This is a genomic window from Pseudocolwellia antarctica (genome assembly GCF_049933045.1).
Taxonomy (GTDB): domain Bacteria; phylum Pseudomonadota; class Gammaproteobacteria; order Enterobacterales; family Alteromonadaceae; genus Pseudocolwellia.
The window spans coordinates 3,652,268-3,678,807 of record NZ_CP187926.1 but is presented as its reverse complement, the minus strand read 5'-3'; the positions used below and the strand labels follow the sequence as shown (position 1 = coordinate 3,678,807).

Below are 26,540 nucleotides of genomic sequence, written 5' to 3'. Positions count from 1 at the left end.
ACTTAATATTTATTACATCATGGGGGAAATAGCACTGTTTGCTTGATAAAGTAGAGTTTTGTACCCATTTATTCTATATATATTAAGTAAATCGAAATGGTTTCAACATTTCATCGGTCTTTAATTTACATCTTTTATGCATAATCTGAAAAATTTAATGTATTAATCAGGTTACTTACTTTTATTCTTTTATCGGGGCATTCATGACTCAACATTTTGATTATATTTCTATCGGAGGCGGTAGCGGTGGTATTGCATCAGCTAATCGTGCAGCTAAATTAGGTAAAAAAGCGGCGGTTATTGAAGCTAAATATATTGGCGGTACCTGTGTAAATGTGGGTTGTGTACCTAAAAAAGCGATGTGGTATGCAGGGCAAATTTCTGATGCATTAAAATATGCGACAGACTTTGGTTTTAAAGCGCCATTACAAAGTTTTGATTGGGGCAAACTAGTTGCTAATCGTGAAGCTTATATTGAGCGTATTCATGCAGCTTACCAAAGAGGCTTCGATGCCAACAAGGTTACTGTAATTAATGGTTTTGCTAAGTTTGTTGATAAAAACACAGTTGAAGTAAACGGTGAATTATACACAGCCGATCATATAACTATTGCTACAGGCGGTCGCCCAAGCATTCCTACTATTGAAGGTGCTGAGCACGGTATTGATTCTGATGGATTCTTTGCCTTAACTGAACAACCTAAAAGTGTTGCTGTTGTAGGTGCGGGTTACATTGCTGTAGAACTTGCTGGCGTATTTCATGCGTTAGGCACAGATGCTCATTTATTAGTGAGAAAAGACAAGCCATTACGTGCTTTTGATGAAATGTTAAGTGAGACTTTAGTTGAGCAAATGGCTAAACATGGTCCTACATTACACACAAATAGCACACCTAAAAATATTGAAAAACATGATAACGGTCAAGTCACTGTTCATTTAGAAAGTGGTGAATCTGTTGGTCCTGTTGATCAGCTTATTTGGGCAATCGGTCGTGAGCCAGCAACTGACAATATTAATATTGAAGCTGCAGGTATTACGTTAGATGAACGCGGTTTTATCCCAACAGATAAATATCAAAATACTAACGTAAGTAATATTTACGCAGTAGGTGATAATACAGGTCGAGCTCAACTTACACCTGTTGCTGTTGCTGCTGGTCGTCGTTTATGTGAACGTTTATTTAATAACAAACCTGATGAGCATTTAGATTATTCAAACATAGCTACGGTTGTGTTTAGTCACCCTGTTATTGGTACGGTTGGCTTAAGTGAAAAAGAAGCGATTGAAGAACATGGTGAAGAAAACGTAAAAGTGTATAAGTCTCAATTTACGGCTTTATACCAAGCGATCACTGAAGATTATCGTGATCCAACACGCATGAAACTTGTATGTGTTGGTAAAGAAGAAAAGATTGTTGGTATTCATAGTATTGGTTTTGGTAGCGACGAGTTACTACAAGGTTTTGCTGTGGCAATGAAAATGGGCGCAACAAAAGCTGATTTTGATAATACAATTGCAATACATCCAACGTCTGCTGAAGAATTTGTGACTATGTAGGCATAGCTATAAAACCTAAAGCTATAAATTTATAATCTCAGGAAAGTCATACTAAGCTTAATATAGATACCCTTTGGGCAGATCTTATTTTAGTGTGACTTTTATGATTAAGTTAGATAATTTTAATATTGACCGTAAATGCCTTTTCCATGATTATCAATCTTAAGTCTTGTCATTTTTTATAAGTTCTTTAATGACTTCATTTGATTTTTCTTGAGAGAAATTAACCGCACTGATTGGATAAGGTATCACTATTCCTTCAAGTTTAAAGCGTTTATGTAATGCTTTGATATAGGCTGATTTTATAAAAAATCTATTAAAATACTCTTGAGCTCTTAACATGACAGTAAAGTTTATACTTGAATTGTCAAAGGTATGAAAGATAACAAAAGTATCATAGTCATCAATTCCCCACTTGTGAGAAATTAGAACCTCCCTCGCTACCTCTAATGCAACTTGCTCCACTCTTTCCAGATCAGAGTCATAATGAACAGAACAATCTACAGGTACAGAAAGCTGCTTTTCAGGGTAGTAATAATTAATTATTTTAGATTTTGCTAATAGCGAGTTAGGAATAATAATGATGTTGTTAGGAAGCATTTTTATCCAGACAGATCGCCAGCCAATCTTCTCTACAAAACCTTGTTCGCCAGACTCTAACTCAACATAGTCGCCAACCCTAATGGGTTTATCTGCTAAAATTTGCATACCAGAAAATAAATTTTCAAGCGTTGGTTGAAGTGCTAATGCAACGGCTAAGGAACCGATCCCTAGTGATGCCAAAATAGGCGTAATGGATACCCCAAATGTTCCTAAAAGGACCAGTATGCCAATGACGAAAATAATAATTCGTAAGGCACTTTTTACAAGATTTCCACTCGTTTTAAGTAACGGGGATTGGGCTTCATAATGAAGAATTGTCTGTTTTAGCATTTTGTCGATAAACAAAATCAGTGCAAGTATAAATATGACTTTTGATATTAATACTACATTTGATTTAAATGAGTCATCAATAATTTCTTGTTGTCTAAGTATTGCTTCAGTTGTAAATAAACTAATAGCTACTAGGAGTAAGCTTAAGGGGCGCTTTGATGCTTCAAGTAAAATGGTAGCAAAAGCAAATGATGATACTTTTGAAATAGCGAACAACAAGGTTCGCTTGGTAAGCCAAATTAATATAGCTATTACTAAGAATAATGAAACCATAGTGACAAGAAGTGGCATTGTATGAAATATGTCAACAAGCTTATTTAAAAATTGCATTGTTTTATGTTCTCTTGCTCAAGTAATATTTATATGCTTATAAGGTCTATATGCAAAAAACAATCCATAGAGAAACCTCTTATATATCATTTGTATAAGTATTTTAGATGCGAGTTATTTGCCTCGTTCCTGTGAAACGTGCACCTTTATAGAGAAGAAAAAATATGAACTAGGTAGATTTGGTGTCTTTAAACTCATATTGATTTTAATATGAGGCTGCTTTGAATAGCCTCTTTCAATATCAACACATAAAGTGATTTAAATAAGTTTTTACGTTTGTATGCAGCTGAAGGAATAAATCCTTGTTGGTTAAGTGGTTTTTATGATGACTATCAAATAATGTAAAAATACACAGCCAATATCTAATACACCTAAAAAAAAGAAGGTTTGATGAGAAATAGTTGAATAAATAAAGCACTATTTCTCTGTATGTGATGTCTACTCCACGGTCGAACTATCTAGTATTTTATTAAGTACTTCAAAAAAGTAACTAACTTCCTCAATCGTATTATAGTGAGTAAGGCCAACCCGCAATACACCTCCTGACTCGCTTAATGATAATGCCTCGATTAATTTGTCAGCATATAAATGTCCACTCCAAGTGCAAATACTCTTTTCGCCTAGTTTTCTCGCAATATTATTAGGGTCATGAGCTTCAAAAGAGAGTGCAAAAGTAGGTGTACGCCTATTCAAATTGTGATCTGGAATTCCATAAAGCGTGACGTTTTCTAGTCGATTTGTTTCTTCCAAGAACAACTTTGTTAGATACTGCTCATATTCTATAATATTGCTATAAGCATCATTTAACTGTTCATCTAATGTACTGCCTTCACCTAAGGAAGCTATATAATCAACGGCGGAAATAGTTCCTGCTAATGCTTCAAAATTCAGTGTTCCTGTTTCCCAACAATTAGGTGCGTAGTTTGGTGCAGGTATGACTTTATAAGGGTGTAGAGTATTAAGAAGGTGCTTCTTACCATAAACAACCCCAAGATGTGGACCAAAGAATTTATAGACAGAACAGGCTAAAAAATCGCAATCTATCTGCTTAACATCCACACGCCGATGTGGCAGTAGGTGAACAGCATCTATATAACTTATCGCATTGACTGTTTTTGCCTTTTGAACAATATATTCTATATCGGTAAGTGTACCGGTTACATTACTAGCTGCAGTAACGGCAACTAAACGTGTTCTTTCATTTAATAACTGATCAAATTGTTGCAAATCGAGTTGACACTGTTTATCGCTGATCGTCAAGTAATGTACTTTAACACCGCGTTCTATTGCTATTCGCTCCCATGCACTGCGATTACCAGCATGGTCTAACTCTGACAAAATAATATTATCACCAGCCTGCCAACTCTCGCTAATTGAGCGGCTCATGTGCAAAGTCAGTGTTGTCATATTCGCACCAAATATAATATTTTCTGAAGATGGTGCTCCAATTAATATTGCCATACGCTCACGAGCTGTTTGAACCAAAGCCACGGTTTGTTGGCTCGCTAAAAAATGACCGCCAAGATTAGAGTTACCTTGTTGCAAATAAGAACTTATAGATTGAATAACAACATTAGGAATTTGCGTACCTCCTGGTCCGTCAAAATAAACAGGGGTTGGCTTAACCTGTAATGCAGGAAACTGTTGTCGAATATAATCAATATTATTCGCTATTTTAGGCTGTAAATACGAAGACATCTCTCACTCCTTTTTGACCTTTTTTGTTAGATAAAATTTCAGAAACATAATGATAATAACGTTTATCATTAAAAATAATGAATTGATTTTCCTCTAGAACCGTATCAATGTGAGCATGTTGTCCTGCTGCATCGCTAAAAATTCGAGTGTTCCCACCACTGATATCCACCCGTTTCAAACAACAAATACCGACATAGTCAAAACCATCTTGATGAATACCTTCTGGTACCGGGCTACCGGTACTACCTTCATCACATGTTACCCGAATTTGATGTACTTCTATCACGCCATCAGTATCAGCTCCTAGTGTGTACTCAGCAAAGGATTTAAGTAAATGTTGGAACTCTTCGGTACAATCAATTTCATCAACCATGGGTGAGAAATCTCGCTCAATATTCCCTACAAGATGATTAATATTTGAAGTTTGGCAAAAAAAAGCATGAGGTAATCGGGTATATACATCGCCCTTTTTTTCGTAACGTGCATAAGTTCTAAATCGGTAATCACCTTCAATATAAGGATCTTTGGGGAGTTCAGTAAAATAGCACCCCAAGTTTTGATTAAGGTACTCAGGAGTTTTAAAAGCCGCGAGTAGCAAGTCATTTTTCATTGTTTCATCCTCTATATAAAGTCGCTATTTTACAAATATGTCTTCACCCACCTTTGGATACCTTCGGCTTTTTCCTCTTGATAAGTTATATTTACTATATCAACTACGGACTGTGAAAATTATGCTTTATATCTAACAGGAACAATATTTTTGAATAATTTATTCAATACAATTCAATTTATAGATAATTTAATTGCTAGTGGTATTATATTGTTAATAATTATTCCGAGATTACAGGTGTGAAATGATAGATACATTAGATAAAACTGATTTAGCCATATTGCAGTTATTACAGATAGACTCCAGCCTTTCAACTTCTGAAATCGCGGAACGTGTCAATTTGTCACAAGCCCCTTGTTGGCGAAGAATCCAACGATTAGAAAATAAAGGATATATTCAAAAACGAATAGCGGTATTAAATCGGAAAGCTTTGGGGTTTAGTCTTGTAATGTATACCGAGGTTAAATTAATCGATAATAATCTAAAAACCTTAAAGGAATTTGAATCTGCGGTCTGTAAATACCCCGAAATTACGGAATGCTATTCTATGCTAGGTAATGCTGATTTTTTATTACGCATAGTGACAAAAGACATGCAAAGCTGCGAACACTTTTTTTACCAACATCTATCAAAATTACCTAATATACATGCATTTAATTCTAATGTTGTATTGAGTGAGCTAAAAAACACTCAAGCATTGCCCTTATAATTGATTGGTTCTAAGAATATTTTTGCACTGACTTTTAATGGGACGTGGCTTATTGTCTAAAAAGATAAGCCATGTTGCAGAAGATCAATGACCTAAGTTTAGATTCTACATTCGGTGATAAACATGCTTTATATCTTCAGGTTATAGAGGCATATACACAAGACCAAATGTGTGAGTTTAAACTAACCTTTGAAGGATAACCGAACATGGCACAGCATCATTATCATATTTTAATGAGGCAAAAGCGCTCATTGTGTTGTTTATCTGTAATCATTGTCCTTATTGTTATAAGTTGGGCTTTGTAAAAGCTTTAGTGATTACAGTTTAAGGGAGAATAACAAGATACGGGGAGTTTTTTGATTGAATAGATAGAGTCAAATTTTGACCCTATCGATTTCAACTATCTGAAGTTTTTAAATTCTTATTTCTTAGAAAAAGTATTTATATTAGTGACTTCAGGGTAGTACAAGTTAGCATCATCAATTCGATACATTTTGTCTGCTAACCATTTTTTCTGAATACGTTTACTGTAGTTTAAGTAAAGCTTACCATCTGTGATATGCCATGCTTCAGGGTCGATACGCACAGTAGCTTCATTCGACATACCATAAGCACACCAACCACCATATTGTGCAGCATATTTTTCAGGGTTTTCATTAAATAAAGCTAGGTTCTCTTCACTAGAAAACTGCCAAGTTGCGTCATGCCAAACAGCGGTGATTTTTTTATCGCCTTTAACTGGTTTGCTTTCAGTAAAATAAGCAACGGTATCGTAACCATCAATGGCAATATCATTAAAACGGCCAGTGTTTACTGCATCGTCTAATGCTAAAGCAGGTAATGCAAAAGCGGTAATAGCAATAACTGCTAAATATTTAAATAAATGTCTCATGTGTATCCCTTTGGTGAATAATGTTTTACCTCGGTATTGACCGTTCTATTGAGGTGAATATTTCAAGAAATTTAATCTACACTCGATATTCTGGTTAAGTCACAGCTGTATGTAGCCTGACTTGATTGTAATACCTGATATAAGCATCAACTTCTTTTTTCATCCCCTGACGTGCTAAATGATAAATATGTAACAGCCATTCGTTTTATAATAGCCTAACTATACAGAAACGCTTGAAATGTTAATAAAAGGTTAATATAGTAAAACCATTGCTATGAATTTTGTTTAAATTCATTCAAAATAGGCGCCGTAAAATAAACATCCCTTATTTTTAGGCGAAAAACATGGCAATGACAGAATCAACAATGATGGCATTAGGTACACAAGCTCCATCATTTACATTAAAAAACACAGAACACGGCACTACTTCATTATCTGATTTTGACGATGCTAAAGCGCTTGTTGTGTTATTTATCTGTAATCATTGTCCTTATGTTATTCATATCGCGCCAAAGCTTGCTCAACTTGCAAAGCAATATTCAGGTAAAGGTGTTCAGTTTGTTGCTATTAATAGTAATGATGCTAAGAACTTCCCAGCTGATAACTTTGAACATATGATCAAAGAGAAACACTACGCGATTATACTTTCCCTTATTTATTTGATGAAACGCAATCAGTCGCTAAAGCGTTTGATGCGACATGTACGCCAGATATTTTTGTTTTTGATGATCAGCAGAAACTTGCTTATCGAGGACAATTTGATGCAACCCGACCGACAAGAATTTCGTCAGGTAATTATAATTCAGATAGCGGAGCTACAGGTGTAGATTTAAAAACAGCACTTGATGACTTATTAACAAATAAAGAGATCAGCGTAAAACAAATACCCTCTGTTGGCTGCAATATTAAATGGCAGGCGGGTAACGAACCACAATATTAATACCACGGGCGACATTAAACAGAATGGCAGCTCGTTAACTTTTAAAACACACAACACATTATTTATATAACATTTAAGGATTAACATGAAATTACGTACAATTTTAGCTTCATCGCTTTTAGTAGCAACAACATTTTCTGCTAACGCAGAAGGCTTTTTAGATTCAATTAAAAATGCATTTGGTTTTGGCGATAAAGAAGTTGCTGAGCAAGTACAAACGGTAGCAGAAGCAAATACTGTAGTTGAAGACATCAAAGAAGCTACGGGAATTAATACTGATCTTGTTGGCTATGCTTCTGAGCAATTAGGCTTATCTTCAGATATGACTTCAGGCGCATTAGGTGCTTTATTTAAAGTTGCTCAAGATAACTTAGGCGATAACTTCTCTTCAATTAGCGAAGCTATTCCTGATGTGAGCAGCTACATTGATAGTGCTCCTGTTTTATCTGAGTCTTCTTTAGGCGGTTTAGCTTCTTCATTAGGTGGAGAGCAATTAGGTCAAGCAGCTGCAAGCTTAAGTTACTTAAACTCAGCATTTGAATCATTAGGTATCCCAAAAGAAACTATTTTACCTTTAGTAGAAACAGTAACTGGTTACTTAGAAGCAAATGATTACGGTACAGCTGCTTCTATGCTTAAACAAGGCGTTAACTTTTTATAAGTTTGAGCTGATGTATTAATTAATATTAGCCTTGTATCGGCTTCTATTAGATTAGGAGGTTATTGGTTTTGCTTATGATATTTTTCATATGCAAATAATCAATAATCTCTTTTTTATTTATTTTTATATTAAATTTTTGTTAATTTATTTTTAATAAGTTTGCACTAATATCTACAAGCCTTGTGTTTCCTCGCTTATGTTTTTTTGTTATTTAGCACTGTCTTATTTCTTTCAAAATAGTTTAATAATTATCTGGTAATCGTCTAAAAATCTGGTAATCTTTCGTCTCGATTAATTATGCCGTTCATAAAGTGAACAGCACTTAGGTCAACGCAATGTTAACCATGTAATTAATTTATCCACAAAACATATAATAATAATAATTAGTTAATTTAAACCTCGATTTATTAAATTTTCCAGTTATAACAATAAGTTAAAACAACGCCTTCGTATCGGTCATCAGATCTTTATGATAATTAACTATGTTTTCAACAAACTTATCCACAATTATAACGATTATTTTTAGCTAATTTTTACCTTATAAGTAGAGTCAATTAGCGTTATATGGCATTCTTGTTTCAAATTGTCAGTCAGTAAAAACTTATCATGCCAACTTCATCTTTATCTCCACTTATTTTAGTGGATGGTTCTTCATATTTATTTCGTGCTTACCATGTTCCATATTTACAAGCGTTGTCTACTTCCGATGGTCAATCTACAGGGGCAATAACTGGCGTATTAAATATGCTAGGTAGTTTGAAAAAAGATTATCCTAATGGAAATATTATCGTTATTTTTGATGCGAAGGGTAAAACTTTCCGTAATGATTTATACCCAGAATACAAAGCCAATCGCCCACCAATGCCAGACGATTTACGTACTCAAATAGCACCATTGCATCAAATTGTTGAAGCTATGGGTTTACCGCTATTGGTTATTGAGGGTGTAGAGGCTGATGATGTAATTGGAACTTTAGCTCAACAAGCGAGTAATGAAGGCATAGAAACTGTTATATCTACAGGTGATAAAGATATGGCTCAGCTCGTTACTGAGCATGTGCGTTTAATTAACACCATGACCAACGTAGAGCTTGATGTTGAAGGCGTTAAAGAAAAGTTTGGCGTTCGTCCTGATCAAATCATCGATTACCTCGCTTTAATGGGCGATAAAGTGGATAACATTCCAGGTGTTGAAAAATGTGGGCCTAAAACAGCCGTTAAATGGTTACTTGAGCATGAAACCTTAGATAACGTAATGGCTAATGCAGACAATGTTAAAGGTAAAATTGGTGAAAACCTTCGCACAGCCTTAACTCAGTTACCATTATCTTATGAATTGGCAACAATAAAGCTCGATGTTGAGTTAGATGTAACAGCCAGCAGCTTAGCGCCTAAAGAGCGTGACGTTGAAGCGTTAACTGAACTGTATACTAAATATGAATTACGTCGTTTATTAGCTGATCTTTCTAAAGCTAAAAACAGTGATAAAGGCGAAAGTGCAACTGAATCTGCTGATGTAGAAGAAGCGGTAACGGTATCTGATATTGAATCAGAATATGAAACCGTATTAACAAAAGAAGCCTTTGAAGCGTGGATCACTAAACTTAAATCAGCTGATTACTTTGCCTTTGATACTGAAACCACTAGTGTTGAATACATGAAAGCTGAATTAGTTGGCTTATCATTTAGTGTTGAAGTGGGTAAGGCCGCTTATGTTCCACTTACTCATGATTATGAAGATGCTCCAGAGCAGTTAGACTTAGCATGGGTATTAGCATTACTTAAACCTTTATTAGAAGATAAAACGGTAGCTAAGGTTGGACAAAACCTTAAATATGATGCGAACGTACTTTCTCATTACGATATTCAAATGCAGGGTATTGTGTTCGATACCATGATCGAATCTTACTGTTTAAATAGCGTAGCAACACGTCACAATATGGACGCGTTGGCTGATAAGTATTTAGGTTATAAAACGGTACATTTTGAAGATATTGCTGGCAAAGGCGCTAAGCAATTAACCTTCAATCAAATTGAAATTGAGAAAGCCAGCCATTATGCCGCTGAAGATGCCGACATTACATTAAGACTACACGAAGCTATTTACCCTAAGTTAAGTAAATCTGCAGATCAGTTAACTGTGTTTAACGAAATAGAAATGCCGTTATTGCCTGTTTTAGCAAGAATGGAGCAACATGGCGTACTTATCGATAGCTATTTACTCGATCAGCAAAGTCATGCCCTAGGAATGCGTTTAAACGAGCTAGAAATTGAAGCACATAATATTGCAGGGCAAAGTTTCAACTTAAGTTCGCCTAAGCAATTACAAAAAATACTGTTTGAAGACTTAAAAATTCCTGTAATTAAGAAAACACCAAAAGGTGCGCCATCAACGGCTGAAGAAGTACTGCAAGAACTTGCACTTGATTACCCTCTACCTAAAGTGATTTTAGAAAATAGAGGATTAAGCAAACTTAAATCGACTTATACCGATAAGCTGCCTTTGTTAGTGCGTGAAAAAACAGGTCGTGTGCATACTTCTTATCATCAAGCCGTTACGGCAACGGGTCGTTTATCTTCGACCGATCCTAATTTACAAAACATTCCAATTAGAAGTGAAGAAGGGCGTAAAATTCGCCAAGCCTTTATTGCACCAACTGATCATAAAATTGTGGCAATAGATTACTCTCAAATTGAATTACGTATTATGGCGCATTTATCTGATGATCCAGGTTTAGTGTCTGCGTTTAGTAAAGGCTTAGATGTTCATAAAGCTACAGCCGCTGAAATATTCTCAGTATCGTTAGATGAAGTAACCACAGATCAACGTCGCAGCGCAAAAGCCGTTAACTTTGGTTTGATTTACGGTATGTCGGCTTTTGGTTTAGCGAAGCAACTTGATGTACCACGCCATAAAGCACAAGAATATATGGATACTTACTTTGAGCGTTATCCTAATGTGCAAAATTATATGGAAGATACACGTCAAAATGCGACAGAGAATGGTTATGTAGAAACCTTGTTTGGTAGACGTTTATATTTACCAGACATTAAATCTAAAAATGGTATGAGAAGAAAAGGTGCTGAACGTGCTGCGATAAATGCACCAATGCAAGGTACTGCTGCCGATATCATTAAAAAAGCGATGCTAAATGTTGATGCTTGGATTGAAGCGCAACAAGATCCACGCATTAAAATGACCATGCAAGTTCACGATGAATTAATTTTCGAAATTCACAAAGATATAGTAGAAGAGATGACTCAAACCCTTGTTCAGTTAATGAATGATGCTGTTACTTTGAGTGTTCCACTTATTGCTGAAGCAGGAATTGGCAATAATTGGGACGAAGCCCATTAAAAAAAAGTTACAAGATATTAACAATTTAGCAGTAATTACGTAATTTTATTACATTTGGGCTTTACACATTAAGCCCATGTATCTTATAATTCCTTTGTGCTCCTGTTGGACGTTCGTTGTAAGATTGTAATTTTTAAACTTTCCTCATAGTAAAGTATGCCGATGATTCTATCATCGGTTTTTTTTTGCTTAAAAAATAATGAAAGCGCTATCAATCAGATAATTCATTTATATTCATCGACTATACCCACCTTTCTTTATTCAATAAATAACGTAATAAAATTACAAAATGGTATATTAACTACATTGGTTAACATGAGTTAGCCTGAACTCGGGATAAGTTATTAAGCTCAACTTAAACTTTATGCCCTGTACCCCGCGTAACAATTGTAAATAATAATGTCTGCTACTGGTTAAACTAGCGTTTTTCAGTTCTAATAAAGCATAGCTTTGCTAATCTACTCATTACTTTAGACATTATTCGAGATTGTTTTATATTGTCTTACAGTCGCTACACCTTTGCTTAGGAGCATCAACGTTGAAAAAATTGACTCTTCCTTTACTTATTACTGTTTTGGCAGCCTGTGAAAATACAGCCATTAACCATGATAAAAACAATGTATCTCTTAGTGATATCACTTTTGTTGAGCAAGTTGAGAAGATAAGTGATGAAACTGTTATCCCTTATCAAAAATATGTTTTAGATAATGGCTTAACCTTAATTCTGCATACCGATAAATCAGATCCTTTAGTGCATGTAGACATGACCTACCATGTAGGTTCAGGTCGTGAAGACGTTGGGAAGTCAGGCTTTGCTCACTTTTTCGAACACATGATGTTTCAAGGTTCTGAACATGTTGCAGACGAGCAGCATTTTAAATTAGTGACAGAGGCGGGTGGTACCATGAACGGTACAACCAACAGCGATCGCACTAACTATTTCCAAACAGTACCAGCTAATCAATTAGAAAAAATGTTGTGGCTAGAATCTGATCGTATGGGATTCTTACTTGATGCTGTTACTCAAGAAAAATTCGAAGTGCAGCGCGAAACCGTAAAAAATGAACGTGGTCAAAGTGTTGATAATCGTCCATACGGTCGCTTAAACGAACGTGTCGCTGAAGCTTTATATCCAGAAGGACATCCATACTCTTGGCCAGTGATCGGTCATATGGAAGATTTAGACCGTGTTGATGTGAACGACTTAAAAGCATTCTTCAAACGCTGGTACGGACCAAATAATGCAACTTTAACTATTGGTGGCGATATCAATACGAGAGAGACTTTAGCTTTAGTCAAAAAATACTTTGGTAGTATTCCTCGTGGACCTGAAGTGAAGATGCCAGAAAAACCAAGTTTCAACATTGCAGAAGACCGTTATATTTCGATGGAAGATAACGTGCATTTACCACTTATCTACATGTCTTATCCAACAGTATCTGTGCGTGATGAAGACGAAGCACCTCTTGATTTACTTTCTAGTATTTTAGGTGGTGGTAAAACTTCTCTATTCTACAAAAATTTAGTTAAAAATCAGCTTGCTGTTCAAGCTTCTGTCAGTCACCCATGTGCAGAGTTAGCTTGTACCTTTAATTTATACGCACTACCTCATCCAGCTTCAGGAAAATCGTTAGCCGATATCGAAAAAGTGATGCGAGATACTTTAGTTGAATTTGAAGCTAGAGGTGTTGAAGACGACGATTTAATTAAAGCCAAAGCGGGTATGGAATCGAATTTCGTTTTTGGTTTGCAAAGTGTGCAAGGCAAAGTAAGCCAACTAGCGTCTAATGAAACCTTTAAAGGCAACCCTAATTATATCGCAGAAGATATAGCTCGTTATGCTGGCGTAACTAAAGCTGACGTAATGCGTGTGTATAAAGAATATATTAAAGGTAAGCATGGCGTGATCATGAGTGTTGTTCCTACAGGCAAGCTTGATATGGTTGCTAGAAAAGATACCTTCACTCCTCAAGAAAGAACCTTTGATAGAACCGAAGCAACAACTAAAACGGCATTAATTAATACTGTTAAACCGAAAGACAATTTTGACCGTAATGTTATTCCAAAAGCTAAAGCGAATAAGGCTGTAATGGTTCCACAAATGTGGCAAAGCGAGTTAGCTAACGGTATTAAAATACTAGGTACAGAAAGTCTTGAAACGCCAACAACGTCTTTATTGCTTAAAATACCAGCAGGACATTATTACGAAACCAAAGACAAAGCGGGTTTAGTTAATCTTCTCGCGGCAATGTTAAATGAGTCTACGGCAGTGCGCAGTGCTGAGAGTATGAGTAATGAGCTAGAAAAGCTAGGTAGTTCAGTACATATTTCATCTTCAGATGAATACCTAAGTGTGAGTGTGAACTCGTTAACCAAGCACTTAAATGCAACGATGGCTTTAGTAAACGAAAAGCTTATGCAACCCGCATTTATTGAAAGTGAATTTCAGCGTAATCAAAATAATGCGATTCAAGGCGTTAATAACAGTAAGAAAGATGCAGGCTACTTAGCTTCAACAGCTTTTAACCAGTTATTACAGGCTGATAATATTGCGGCAATGCCAAGTGGCGGTACTGAAGAAAGTTTGAAAAACATTACTTTAGACGACGTTAAAGCTTTTTATCTTAAGCAAATAAAACCTAGCGGCGGACAGCTTATTGTTGTGTCTGATCTTAAGAAAAAAGACCTACTTAAAACCTTAGACGTATTTAAAACATGGCAAGGTAAAGGTGAAAAGCTTGAGCTAGCCTTGCCTAAACCTGACACTAAAATGGGCGTTATCTACTTAGTTAATAAAGACGATGCAGCTCAATCTGTGATTCGTATGGGTAAACGTTCAATCACTCAAGATATTACGGGTGAATATTATAAATCTTACCTAATGAACTTCCCTTTAGGCGGTGATTTTAACAGTCGTATCAATCTAAACTTACGCGAAGACAAAGGTTATACCTACGGCGCACGTTCATATTTCAGTGCCGATAAACTTTCAGGGGCCTTTATAGCAAGCGCTGAAGTAAGAGCTGATGTAACCGATAAATCTATTATTGAGTTTGTGAACGAAATTAAGAACTACGCACAAAACGGTATTACACCAGAAGAGCTAGCGTTTATGCGTAAAGCTATTAACCAAAAAGATGCGTTAAAATATGAAACACCACGCGCTAAACTTGGTTTTTTAGCACAGATTTTAGAGCATGATTTATCACCTGATTTTGTCAAAGAACGTAACGAAATTGTTGAAAACATCACAGCTGAAGAAATTAATGCGCTAGCTAAAAAGCATTTAAACTTGAGTGATATGTTAACGGTTGTTGTGGGTGATGCGAGTGTGTTGAAACCTCAACTTGAAGCGTTAGGTTATGAAGTTTTAGATTACGATATTTAATGACTTAATTAAGTTAAATATGTAATAGCACAACTTAAAAACCTGCATTGTTGCAGGTTTTTAAGTATATGAAGTTTAAATTAATATCTAGCAAGAGTTTGAATATGAAAGTATATATTGATCATAATATTATTAATTTACACCTTAAAAATGAGTTTATACTGCTCCGAAAATCAAACTTAGATTGGGTGTACTCAAATGAACATTTTGATGAAATCAGAAGATCAGTAGATCCAGAAAAATATCTTACTGTTTTAAAAGAATTAAATGCTACATACATTGAGTTAATCCTTGATAGAAACTACAGATTAACAGGTGAAGTAAGCTTTAAAAGCGATCATTGCCCCTTTGAGCTTTATAAAATTTATGAAGATAGAAACAAGGAAGTTGATTTTAATGATAAATTATTTGACCCATTTTTAGCTTGGATAAATGGGGGAGGAGAACCTTTAAAACTTTTGGATTTTCCAAATGTTTTATGAGAACAAATAGATGGTTTATCAAGATCAATAACATATGACATACCTGATATTTATCAGAAATATGATGATCTTCATAGTATAGTTTCTGATATGTTAGAAAGTGAAAATAACATTTTAAAAACAAGAGAAAATTTTCTAAATTCTAAATCAAGAGTAGCTGATATAACGGGAGTAAATATCTTACTTGGGATATGGAATCTATTGAAACCATGTCCAACAGTAAGAGGGGAATCACCCGAACAGTTTTTTGGGTTTAATCCGATAGAAAAGCATGGCTTCAGTGAATTACCATCATATTTAGGGATTATCAGTTGCTGTGCAGTATTAGATATTTTGGGTTTTCAATCGGAGCCAAAATGTCGAAAAATAAAACAGATACCAAACATAATGAGTGATGCTGGTCATATAGCTATGGGATCTTATTGTGATGTAATCTTATCAAATGATAAAAAGTTGGTTAATCGAGCAAAGGCTATATTTGAGTTCAGAGACATTCAAACCAAGGTTATTGAAATTTAATGCCCCTATTTTTAATAAAACCATAGAAACCTACTTTAGGCTTCTATGGTTGATAGGTCTAGCGACTGAAAATTAAGTTTATAACTTACGCCCTAAGCGCTTTTCAATTTGTTTCTTTTCCCATTGAGGGCTGAAAAAACTAAATACTTCAAATACTGAAAGTCCGTGAGAAATAACACCAATTCCCCAGCCTAGCGCAGGCCATATCACCCAAACATAGTTTGGACTTGTTACTAAATTAATAATAACTAATAGGGTCATCACACAAGCATATTTTATTAGGTGCGAATAAAAACCTTTTATATCTTTTACGTATTCAATAGCGCTGGCTTCATCTTGAGTGATAGACGCATGAGGCGCATTGGGTGCAGAATCGAGTTGAGCTGTATTGTCGTTCATTTCCTTCTCCTGTGTTAAATCGGTTAGTTGTATTTCAAAAACAGCAGCTAAAGATTTTAAAGATTCAACACTGGCATTTTGACCTCGTTCAATTCTTTGAATAGTACGAATACTTAAACCACTAAACTCAGATAATTGTTCTTGAGACCATCCTTGCTGTAATCTTAATTTTCTAACGATCATTGTTTCTTCCTTAGCTGTTATCTTCATTCTATTTTGAACTAAACCTAGCTCTTAACACCACGTCATCATGACGACACTTACACGACAATACTTTAATATCAAACAGTTACCATTAAACAATGACAGGTTGAAGTCATATTTATTATGGACCTATTTGAGCAAAGTAAGTATTTTATTTCAAAATTTATTAAGGGTTAAAGAAAAGCATAGCGGTTTATGAAGGCTATTTACAGATGATTTTTAAAAGATGGAAGGAGTACTGTACCTAATTTATAAGAGACATTATTGTGAGGTGGAATTAGATATCACCGTATGTTTTCTGAGGATAAACATACAGTGTCCACATGAGTATTGGGTCGATTAGCAAAGCTATTTTTTATATCTTTCTTAGGGTCTGTTGACCTTTCGAGGTTAAATTGAATAAAATTTAACCCTGAAAGATCAACAGGCCCTAGTTATAGTAAGATTTTATTGCCTTGTTTTGCCATTACAAAATTTAAGCCTAATGCGTTATGTTGCTGTAATTCTTTCTCGATAATTTCTCTGGCATTAACGTCTTTTAATGTACTGCTTTTAACATGACTAATGATCACTTTTGTTTTTTGTAATAAGCTTGGTTCATCGAGTAGAGATGAAAAATGGGTTAATTCTTTTGTTAGCCATTTAGGTGTTAAATGGCCGTACAATAACTTGTCGTCACGGTCATCAGGAAATGATACTTCTATCACAATACCACGCAGATTTTTATGCTGAACTTGCTTAGCAAGGTATTCCCATACTTGTGTCAGTTTGTTTTCTTTTTCTAGTTCATCAGGTCCTGTATCACCAAAATAAATCATAATATCTTTGTCGTTTTCAACCACGAAAGCAGAAGACTCAACAGGGTGACTCAAGCTAAAGGTTTTCACGTTTAAAGAGGTATTGGGGATCTTAATGGCTTGTTGTAGAGGTAAATCAACCATCTTATATTTATTTAGATGAGGTAAGGTCCCTCGGTCGGAAAAGTTTGCCCATCCTTGCCAATTAAAGTAACTGTTACTTATTGTTTTGTTAACTGAAGGCAACGCATACATAGGTTTAGAATTATCATCAGGGGATGCGATTAACAAACCTGATATATGATCTAAATGCCCGTGGCTTATCATATAGGCTGCGATATGGTTGTGTAATATATTGATTCTCGGAATCGTTTTTTGTGTGGTATCTATAGGCAAGTCGTCAAATACATTGTTCTCTAACGACTTTTCAATACCATTTAATAAAGTCCCAGCATCAAGACCAATATACTTATTATCAGCTAAAGCTCTTAGCAGAAAGGCACTTAAATTACCGTCTCGTGTTCCTCCTGTATCACCTAAAACAATCAGTTCAAAAGCTGGCTTTGTGTTAGCACTCACTTCTTTCGCTGCTGAATTAAAAGAAAAGCATGTGAAAAATATGAGTGAGAATGAGGTGATAAGTTTAAACATAGTATTCTTTTATCCGAATTTTTTATTTATTTAGAGTGATTGAGTTTATAAGGTTTTTAGTAATAAATTCATGACTTAGTAGTGTAAATATTTGGCGGTAAGTTTATTGATTTACCTGAGCTTATTTTTTAAAAAGATAAACAATGATTAAATGAGTACCTGATATATGCACGAAGTTATCAGTTTCATCTTCAGGCATATTACTGATTTTAAGTAGATGACCTGCAGGTAATTTTATAGCTTCTGGAGACGTGTTAATCACTAACTCTGCATCGCGATATAAGCTGTAAACAAAGCATAAATCGGCTTTTTCTAGAGGATGATTAACGGCTTTATTTTGGGTGACGACTTTGGTATCAAAACATTCTGTACGGGTAATAATGTTGAAGTCGGTTATTTCACCTGAATGTAAATTACCGACTGTTTTATTACCACCATCGAAGGTCGCCATATCAAGTAAGTTATTGAGTTTGTCTATTTTACTGTCGTTGTGTTGCAGGTTAATGCCGTTACCTTCAATTAAAATAAGGTTGCGAGTGTAGTCTGTGAAGTTAGAAAAAACGCCATCTTCAACTACGCTCGCCATGCTTAAACGCCAATCAAAATTGTTTAACGTTCCACCGTTATTAATCGCCAGTTCTATGGTTTCACCTAAACCGTTTTTCCATGGAACTGTTTTGAATTGTTTAGGGGGAATTATGTTAATCATTTCAGTTACTACTAGCTAAAGTGTTTAGCATGAAAACGTATATGTTCTTCAATAAAGCTCGCGATAAAAAAGTAGCTGTGATCATAACCGTTATGTTGGTTTATGGTGATCGGGTAGTTAGCCGCTTTCGCTTGTGCTATTAGGTTTTCAGGCTTAAGTTGCCCAGCTAAAAAGTTATCTGTTAAACCTTGCTCAATTAACATAGGTAACTGCGGTGACGATTGCTTTATAAGCTCACAAGCGTCGTATTCTCGCCATGTTTCTACATTTTCACCTAAGTATGCCGTTAATGCTTTTTGACCCCAAGGACAGTCAATAGGATTAACGATAGGGCTAAAAGCAGATACCGATGAATAGCGAGATGTATTTCTTAACGCAATGGTTAAAGCTCCATGACCACCCATCGAATGTCCGCTAATGGCTCGCTGATTCGATACAGGAAAGTTAGCTTCAATTAAATCAGGCAGTTCACTCACCACATAATCGTACATTTGGTAGTGATCAGCCCAAGGCGCTTGGGTCGAATTTACATAAAAACCTGCGCCTTGACCTAAATCGTAACCTGCATCATTCGCAACATTTTCGCCTCGTGGGCTAGTGTCCGGACATACTATCGCCATGCCTAATTCAGCGGCAATACGTTGTGCTCCCGCTTTTTGTACGAAGTTTTCATCAGTACAAGTTAAACCAGAAAGCCAATATAAAACGGGTACTTTATTGGTTTCATTGGCTTCAGGTGGCAAGTAAATAGCAAATTGCATAACACAGTTTGTGCTACTTGATTGATGAGTAAACTGTTGTTGTTTACCATCAAACATTTTCACGTTACTGACTTGAGTTAAGCTGATTTGTGTTGAATGAGTGTGAGTTACCATAATATATTTTCGCCAGGCTTATTTATGATCAAAATGAATAACGCTACGAATACTCTTACCTTCATGCATTAAATCAAAAGCATCGTTAATACCTTCAAGTGCCATGGTATGAGTAATAAAGTCATCTAATTTGAATTCGCCTGCTAAGTAACGTTCTACATATTCTGGTAATTCTGTACGACCTTTAACACCACCAAATGCGGTGCCACGCCATACTCTACCTGTAACCAGTTGGAACGGACGTGTTGAAATCTCTTTGCCAGCACCAGCAACACCAATGATCACTGATTCGCCCCAACCTTTATGACAACACTCAAGTGCTGAACGCATAATGTCTACGTTACCAATACATTCAAACGAGTAATCTACGCCACCGTCGGTTAATTCAACGATAACGTCTTGGATTGGTTTGTCGTGATCTTTCGGGTTAATACAATCAGTTGCGCCTAATTTCTTAGCTAACTCAAACTTACTTTCATTTATGTCGATAACAATAATGCGTGAAGCTTTTGCCATGGTTGCGCCAATAATTGCAGATAAACCAATGCCACCCAAACCGAAAATAGCAACAGTGTCGCCTTCTTCAACTTTAGCGGTATTCATTACTGCGCCCATGCCTGTTGTAACCCCACAACCTAATAAACAAACTTCTTCAAGCGGTGCTTTAGGGTTTACTTTAGCTAATGATATTTCAGGTAAAACAGTGTATTCAGAAAATGTAGAACAGCCCATGTAATGATAAATAGGTTGGCCATCTTTATAAAAACGTGTGGTGCCATCAGGCATTAAACCTTTACCTTGCGTTTCACGGATTTGCTGACATAAATTAGTTTTACCCGATAAACAGAATTTACATTCACGACACTCAGGTGTGTAAAGTGGAATAACATGATCGCCAACGGCAACGCTCGTTACACCTTCGCCAACTTGTTCAACAATACCGCCGCCTTCATGACCAAGGATAACAGGGAAAATACCTTCTGGATCTTCGCCAGAAAGGGTAAATGCATCCGTATGACATACACCAGAAGCGATAATTTTGACTAATACTTCGCCTTTTCTGGGCAGCATTACATCAATTTCTTCAATACTTAGTGGCTGGTTTGGACCCCATGCAATTGCGGCTTTTGATTTAATAAATTGGTCAGTCATGTTTGATACCTTTCACGGTTAAATTTTTTAAAGTGTAGAGTTTAAATCTAATGATTGCCTAGTATATTTAATGTATTCACATAAAAATTAGGATCTACTGAGATTGTTGGATCAGCTGCTTTTATTTCAACGTCTGTCCATGTTGACGTTGGCGTGATCCATGTTTCTTTATTATTGATAAAAATCTTAATGGGCATAGTAAAATCGTCAACGACATTACTCCATTTAACTTTCAATATGGTGCCTTTAACAAAGTATTCCAAGGTCGGTATACGTATATCTCTTAAATATTGATCAAACACTTTTGAAAAATCGTAGCCTGTTGTTTGATTGATATATTGCTCTACTTGCTGAGTAGTGACTGTTTGATGGAAAAATGTTTTGTTCAGCCCACGTAATAGTTCACGCCAAGTGGTATCGTTATTGACTACTTGCCTGATGGTATGCAGCATATTGGCGCCTTTGTCGTACATATCGCCAGAGCCTTCTTGATGAATATTATAAGTCCCTATGATGGGACTTTTATTTTTAATATTCATACGTTGCCCACGTACATATTCAAAACTTTTTTCTTTACCAAAATGATATTCAACAAATAAGCTTTCAGAGTAACTCGTAAAGCTCTCATGTATCCACATATCCGCAATATCTACGCTGGTAATGTTGTTGGCAAACCACTCATGACCAGTTTCATGCACAATAATAAAGTCGAAAAGCATGCCAACACCTGTTTGACTGCGATCTGAACCTAAATAACCGTTTTGATAACCATTGCCATAAGTAACAGAGCTTTGATGTTCCATGCCTAAATAAGGTGCTTCAACAAGCTTGTAGCTGTCTTCATAAAATGGGTAAGGACCAAACCAATGTTCTAATGCTTCAATGGTACGTTTTGCTTCTTTAAATTGCTTTTTGGCTTTAGCTAAATTATCGCGTAAAACATAATAATTCATATCAAGCTTGCCGTTTTCGCCTTGATAAACTTCATTAAAATTAACATAGTCACCAATATTAATATTTACACCATAGTTATTGATTGGGTTCATTACTTCCCAGTGATAAGTTTTAGTTTTAGCGACTTTGTTGTGATCAATATGAGTGAGGCGACCATTCGATACATCAAACAAATGCTCAGGCACTTCAACGCTCATTAATACGCCGTTGTTAGGTTCGTCGTAAGCGTGATCTTTATTTGGCCACCAAATACTTGCGCCTAAACCTTGGCAAGATGAAGCAATAAAATCGATATCGTTTTCATCTTTATTCCATGTAATACCGCCATCCCAAGGAGCTTTTATCGCTTCTTTTGGAATACCTGAAAAATGCATGACTACTGCATATTCTTTACCTATTTCAGCATTAGGCAGCGCTTTAATAAAATAAGAATATCCTTGTTGAGTAACGTCTAAAATTTTTCCATTCTGGGTTACTTTGTCTAAAAGTAGCGGTTGCTGTAGCTCAACTTGTAACGCTTTTTGTTGGCTGAGAACCTTATATTTCATGGTGTTTGTGCCAGAAATAGATTTGTTTTCTGGGTCAACTTTTATATCAAGGTGATAATGCGTTAAATCCCACCACTCGCGCTCAGGTGTGATTGAACCACGTAATATATCTTGTTGAGTTACTTCACCTTTAGATGCAAAAAGTTGTGCTGCAAAAATCTGAGAGCTTGGGAATAAAACGGCGATAAATAAAAGGTTTGTTATTAATCGCTTAAAACTGAAGGCAGTAGAGTCGCTTTGAAATATTGTCATTGTGTTTTCCATTGGAGAATATAAGGAATGAGCTTTTGATCTTAGAAGCACTAGAATATTAACGTATTACACCATAACAAGTGAATAAATAACATTTGCTTGCGCTTAAGATTTCACGTTAGAATCATGTCGCGTTTAATATGTAACCTGAACTCTGGTTAATGGATTTTGTAAAATATCGATTTATAATAATTTTTTATTGAAAAATTCAATTTAACTTACGCTTTTATTAAGACAACAAGTTCAGTGATTGTATTTAAGTGTATATCAAGGCGTTTTTCTGTACCAATAACTAGTTATTGGTACAGAAAAACAACGCAGGTAGGCGCTTAAATAAAGTTACTGAATAAAATAGCTTAACCAGAGTTCAGGTTAAGTAAATATAAGTTAACGCATAGGCTAATTTATTAGCCAAGACTTGTCGGAGTGCCAAAAGGCTGAGATCGCGAAAGCGGGATCCGTAGAACCTGATTCAGATTAGTATCTGCGAAGGGAACAAGGTGTAAAGTTTATTAGCACCAACTCAAAACTTTATTTCTCGTTTATACACATCCATAAGTATCTAACTGTTCATGTATTTACATAGTTCTTTTTCATGCTGTGTAAAAATCATCGATCTATTTGGGTATTTATCACCTTAAGCTCCGCCTATTTTTTATTGATCACAAATAAATCAGGTGAGAGAAATGACAACAACGAAGTTAAATAAGAACGAAAAACCACAAACTCGACGTGAAAAACGTGAAGCCGCCGAAGCTTTTCTAAAAAACGTTTCAGATCAGTCATTCCCAAATTCTAAAAAAGTTTATGTACAAGGTAAAATTCACAATATCAAAGTAGGCATGCGTGAAATCAATTTAACCGATACGTTATTACCAGGTAGTCCTAAAGACGATCCACAATACGAAAAAAATGCACCTTTATGCGTATACGATACCTCAGGTTTTTACACAGACGAAAATGTTGAAATTGATGTACACAAAGGTATTCCGCGTCTACGTGAAACTTGGATTGATGCGCGTGATGATGTTGAAACATTCACTACAACAAATTCAACCTTTGCACAGCAACGTCTTGACGACGAAAACGTTGATGAAATACGTTTTGAACATCTACCGACTAAACGCATTGCGAAAAAAGGTAAGAATGTTACTCAAATGCACTACGCTCGCCAAGGTATTATCACCCCAGAAATGGAATACATCGCCATTCGTGAAAACCTTAAGCGTGAAGAAGTCAAAGATGAAATGTTACTTCAGCAACACAAAGGGCAATCTTTTGGTGCCAGTATTCCAGAGCAAATCACCCCTGAATTTGTTCGTGATGAAGTCGCTCGTGGTCGAGCAATTATTCCTGTAAATATTAATCACCCTGAATGTGAACCTATGATCATCGGTCGTAACTTTCTAATTAAAGTTAACGCTAATATCGGTAACTCAGCAGTGACGTCTTCAATCGAAGAAGAAGTTGAAAAGCTGGTTTGGTCAACTAAATGGGGTGCTGACACAGTAATGGATTTATCAACGGGCAGAAATATTCATGAAACCCGTGAATGGATTTTACGTAATTCACCCGTTCCTATTGGCACCGTACCTATCTATCAAGCGCTAGAAAAAGTAAATGGCGTAGCTGAAGATTTAACATGGGAGATTTTCCGCGATACGTTAATTGAACAAGCCGAGCAGGGTGTTGACTACTTTACTATTCATGCGGGCGTTTTATTGCGTTATGTACCTATGACGGCTAAGCGAGTAACGGGTATTGTTTCGCGCGGTGGTTCAATCATGGCGAAATGGTGTTTAGCGCATCATAAAGAAAACTTCTTATACACACACTTTGAAGACATTTGTGAAATTTTAAAACAGTACGATGTTTCATTCTCATTAGGTGATGGCTTACGTCCAGGTTCAGTTGCCGATGCAAACGACGAAGCACAATTTGCCGAACTACATACCTTAGGTGAGTTAACTAAAATTGCATGGAAGCATGACGTGCAAACCATTATTGAAGGCCCAGGTCACGTGCCAATGCATATGATAAAAGCCAATATAGATGAACAGTTAGAGCATTGTGGCGAAGCACCTTTTTATACTTTAGGTCCTTTAACGACTGATATCGCGCCAGGTTACGATCATATTACTTCAGGTATTGGTGCTGCCAATATTGGTTGGTACGGCTGTGCTATGCTTTGTTATGTAACACCGAAAGAGCATTTAGGTTTACCGAACAAAGATGATGTGAAAGAAGGCTTAATGACTTACAAAATTGCTGCTCATGCTGGCGATTTAGCTAAAGGTCATCCAGGTGCACAAATTCGTGATAACGCTATGTCGAAAGCACGTTTTGAGTTCCGCTGGTACGATCAATTCAACATAGGTTTAGACCCTGAAACGGCTAAGTCTTATCACGATGAAACGCTTCCACAAGAATCAGGTAAAGTCGCGCATTTCTGTTCTATGTGTGGTCCTAAGTTCTGTTCAATGAAAATATCTCAAGAAGTGCGAGATTACGCGGCTGACTTGGACAAAAACTCGATCAAAATTCAATTGCTTGATGAAACAATAACCTTAACGTCAGACGATGCGATTGAAAAAGCGATGCAAGAAAAATCAGCTGAATTCAAAGCAACGGGTAGTGAAATTTATCATCCCGCAAAAGTTTAGTGGTTTGTGATACCTGATCATGAAAAATAACATCGCCATTATTGGTGCTGGTTTGATAGGAAGGCTTATAGCTTTGTCGTTAACTCGGCAAGGTTATAAACCAACCTTGATCGATAAAGATGACACCAAAGCACATAACAGTGCGGCTTATGCGGCGGCGGCTTTACTTACACCCTTAGGCGAAGCCATGCATTGCGAACCTAATATTGTTGCAATGGGCATCGAATCTCTTAAGTTGTGGCCACAATTGCTGGCGACACTTAAGGAGGATGTTTTCTTTCAACAAGAAGGTGCAATTATGGTGAGTCATGCACAAGATCAAGGTGACTATCTGCACTTTGCGCGTTACATCAAAGCACATTATCCGCAAAATAATCTTGAAGCGTTAAATCGCAATCAATTGGAAGCTCTTGAACCCGACATCGGCCGAGCTTTTAACCAAGGATTATTTTTACCTGAAGAAGGGCAATTAGATAACCGTGAATTACTTACCGCTTTAGCGACAGAGCTTAAAGCAGCAGATATATCTTGGTTGAGTAATACTGAGGTTATTGCAATAACGTCGCTGGATGAAAGTACGGAAATTAGTTACCAAAGTACTAATATCGAAGGGTTAAATAAGGAGTGTGTAACGCAAACATTTGATCTGGTGATTGATTGTAGAGGCACAGGAGCTAAGCCAGTTAAAGGGTCACATGACGATATTGATAATACTGGCAGCACCGATAGCTTAGATAGTGTTAGCGATGCTGTTTGTGATAAAGCTGAGTTATCCGACTTACGTGCGGTGCGTGGTGAGGTTTTTCGACTTTATGCACCTGACGTCAATATAACTCGTCCTATCCGCTTAATGCATCCTAGGTATCAGCTCTATATTGCTCCCAAAGGCAATGGCCATTTTGCTGTAGGCGCAACTGAAATTGAAAGTGACGATATGTCACCCATAACAGTGCAGTCAGCTATGGAGTTATTGAGTGCAGCTTACAGTGTTCACCCTGGTTTTGCAGAAGCTAATATTCAGCAACAAATAGCACAGTGCCGACCTGCATTTAGTGATAATCAGCCAAAAATCATTGTAAATAAACATACTGTGCACGTGAATGGCTTATATCGACATGGTTTTTTAATTGCGCCCGTGGTGTTAGCTCAAGTGAACGAATTAATTCAATTGCACAATGAAAATGGCGGTTTATCTAACAAAACGAGTAGTGATTACGCAAATTTTAAGTATTCACATCTTTTACCAATAAGTTAAACGTCA

The 26,540-nt window shown here is 36.3% G+C and carries 20 protein-coding genes and 1 riboswitch; of the genes, 10 read left to right on the top strand and 10 right to left on the bottom strand.

What is annotated here, in order from left to right; genetic code table 11:
• The first annotated feature begins 203 nt into the window (after nt 1-203).
• Nucleotides 204-1,556: a glutathione-disulfide reductase gene (gorA, locus tag ACPUVN_RS15950; RefSeq protein WP_426359339.1), complete on the top strand. Its 1,353-nt coding sequence runs from the start codon at nt 204-206 to the stop codon at nt 1,554-1,556.
• 162 nt (nt 1,557-1,718) lie between these two features.
• Here the strand turns inward: gorA and ACPUVN_RS15945 are convergent, their stop codons facing one another.
• The 3 genes from ACPUVN_RS15945 to ACPUVN_RS15935 form a co-directional block, all read right to left on the bottom strand.
• Nucleotides 1,719-2,819 carry a mechanosensitive ion channel family protein gene (locus tag ACPUVN_RS15945; protein ID WP_426359340.1) on the bottom strand — a complete coding sequence of 367 codons (1,101 nt, stop codon included), beginning with the start codon at nt 2,817-2,819 and terminating at the stop codon, nt 1,719-1,721.
• Nucleotides 2,820-3,257: 438 nt separating this feature from the next.
• Nucleotides 3,258-4,517, bottom strand: a complete 1,260-nt coding sequence (locus ACPUVN_RS15940; RefSeq protein ID WP_426369436.1) for a cysteine desulfurase-like protein — start codon at nt 4,515-4,517, stop codon at nt 3,258-3,260.
• Nucleotides 4,495-5,127, bottom strand: coding sequence for a 2OG-Fe dioxygenase family protein (locus ACPUVN_RS15935; protein ID WP_426359342.1), 633 nt, complete (start codon nt 5,125-5,127; stop codon nt 4,495-4,497). The genes ACPUVN_RS15940 and ACPUVN_RS15935 overlap by 23 nt, the downstream gene beginning before the upstream one ends.
• A gap of 244 nt (nt 5,128-5,371) precedes the next feature.
• Here ACPUVN_RS15935 and ACPUVN_RS15930 point away from each other — a divergent pair, with 244 nt between their 5' ends.
• Nucleotides 5,372-5,836, top strand: coding sequence for an Lrp/AsnC family transcriptional regulator (locus tag ACPUVN_RS15930; protein WP_304368849.1), 465 nt, complete (start codon nt 5,372-5,374; stop codon nt 5,834-5,836).
• A gap of 421 nt (nt 5,837-6,257) precedes the next feature.
• Here the strand turns inward: ACPUVN_RS15930 and ACPUVN_RS15925 are convergent, their stop codons facing one another.
• Nucleotides 6,258-6,728 (bottom strand): YHS domain-containing (seleno)protein, encoded by a 471-nt coding sequence (locus ACPUVN_RS15925; protein WP_426359343.1) that lies wholly within the window; start codon nt 6,726-6,728, stop codon nt 6,258-6,260.
• 344 nt (nt 6,729-7,072) lie between these two features.
• Between ACPUVN_RS15925 and ACPUVN_RS15920 the strand changes: the two genes are divergently transcribed.
• The 6 genes from ACPUVN_RS15920 to ACPUVN_RS15895 all read left to right on the top strand — a co-directional run bounded on the left by ACPUVN_RS15920 (nt 7,073) and on the right by ACPUVN_RS15895 (nt 16,075).
• Complete coding sequence (locus ACPUVN_RS15920; protein WP_426359344.1) at nt 7,073-7,555, top strand: redoxin family protein; 483 nt, start codon at nt 7,073-7,075, stop codon at nt 7,553-7,555.
• A 198-nt stretch (nt 7,556-7,753) separates the two neighbouring features.
• Complete coding sequence (locus ACPUVN_RS15915) at nt 7,754-8,329, top strand: DUF2780 domain-containing protein (protein WP_426359345.1); 576 nt, start codon at nt 7,754-7,756, stop codon at nt 8,327-8,329.
• Between the two features lie 606 nt (nt 8,330-8,935).
• The gene (polA, locus tag ACPUVN_RS15910) at nt 8,936-11,686 is read left to right on the top strand and encodes a DNA polymerase I (protein WP_426359346.1); all 2,751 of its coding nucleotides are present in this window, start codon (nt 8,936-8,938) and stop codon (nt 11,684-11,686) included.
• 538 nt (nt 11,687-12,224) lie between these two features.
• A complete protein-coding gene (locus ACPUVN_RS15905) occupies nt 12,225-15,074 on the top strand; it encodes a M16 family metallopeptidase (RefSeq protein WP_426369435.1) in 2,850 nt (949 codons plus the stop codon).
• 104 nt (nt 15,075-15,178) lie between these two features.
• Entirely contained in the window at nt 15,179-15,556 is a 378-nt protein-coding gene (locus ACPUVN_RS15900; RefSeq protein WP_426369434.1) for a hypothetical protein, read from the top strand.
• Nucleotides 15,557-15,646: 90 nt separating this feature from the next.
• Nucleotides 15,647-16,075 (top strand): hypothetical protein, encoded by a 429-nt coding sequence (locus tag ACPUVN_RS15895; protein WP_426359349.1) that lies wholly within the window; start codon nt 15,647-15,649, stop codon nt 16,073-16,075.
• Nucleotides 16,076-16,153: 78 nt separating this feature from the next.
• Here ACPUVN_RS15895 and ACPUVN_RS15890 read toward each other — a convergent pair whose 3' ends face one another.
• The 6 genes from ACPUVN_RS15890 to ACPUVN_RS15865 all read right to left on the bottom strand — a co-directional run bounded on the left by ACPUVN_RS15890 (nt 16,154) and on the right by ACPUVN_RS15865 (nt 22,616).
• A complete protein-coding gene (locus tag ACPUVN_RS15890) occupies nt 16,154-16,657 on the bottom strand; it encodes a 2TM domain-containing protein (RefSeq protein ID WP_426359350.1) in 504 nt (167 codons plus the stop codon).
• A 455-nt stretch (nt 16,658-17,112) separates the two neighbouring features.
• Nucleotides 17,113-18,126: an MBL fold metallo-hydrolase gene (locus tag ACPUVN_RS15885; protein ID WP_426359351.1), complete on the bottom strand. Its 1,014-nt coding sequence runs from the start codon at nt 18,124-18,126 to the stop codon at nt 17,113-17,115.
• Between the two features lie 121 nt (nt 18,127-18,247).
• Nucleotides 18,248-18,835, bottom strand: a complete 588-nt coding sequence (locus ACPUVN_RS15880) for a HutD/Ves family protein (protein WP_426359352.1) — start codon at nt 18,833-18,835, stop codon at nt 18,248-18,250.
• A gap of 11 nt (nt 18,836-18,846) precedes the next feature.
• Complete coding sequence (gene fghA / locus ACPUVN_RS15875) at nt 18,847-19,683, bottom strand: S-formylglutathione hydrolase (RefSeq protein WP_426370579.1); 837 nt, start codon at nt 19,681-19,683, stop codon at nt 18,847-18,849.
• 45 nt (nt 19,684-19,728) lie between these two features.
• Nucleotides 19,729-20,862 (bottom strand): S-(hydroxymethyl)glutathione dehydrogenase/class III alcohol dehydrogenase, encoded by a 1,134-nt coding sequence (locus ACPUVN_RS15870; RefSeq protein ID WP_426369433.1) that lies wholly within the window; start codon nt 20,860-20,862, stop codon nt 19,729-19,731.
• A gap of 47 nt (nt 20,863-20,909) precedes the next feature.
• A complete protein-coding gene (locus tag ACPUVN_RS15865) occupies nt 20,910-22,616 on the bottom strand; it encodes a M1 family metallopeptidase (RefSeq protein WP_426369432.1) in 1,707 nt (568 codons plus the stop codon).
• Between the two features lie 412 nt (nt 22,617-23,028).
• Nucleotides 23,029-23,128: riboswitch (TPP riboswitch) on the top strand.
• 174 nt (nt 23,129-23,302) lie between these two features.
• Between ACPUVN_RS15865 and thiC the strand changes: the two genes are divergently transcribed.
• Both thiC and ACPUVN_RS15855 read left to right on the top strand, forming a co-directional pair.
• Nucleotides 23,303-25,279: a phosphomethylpyrimidine synthase ThiC gene (thiC, locus tag ACPUVN_RS15860; protein WP_426369431.1), complete on the top strand. Its 1,977-nt coding sequence runs from the start codon at nt 23,303-23,305 to the stop codon at nt 25,277-25,279.
• 19 nt (nt 25,280-25,298) lie between these two features.
• Nucleotides 25,299-26,534, top strand: a complete 1,236-nt coding sequence (locus tag ACPUVN_RS15855) for an FAD-dependent oxidoreductase (protein WP_426369430.1) — start codon at nt 25,299-25,301, stop codon at nt 26,532-26,534.
• Nucleotides 26,535-26,540 lie beyond the last annotated feature (6 nt).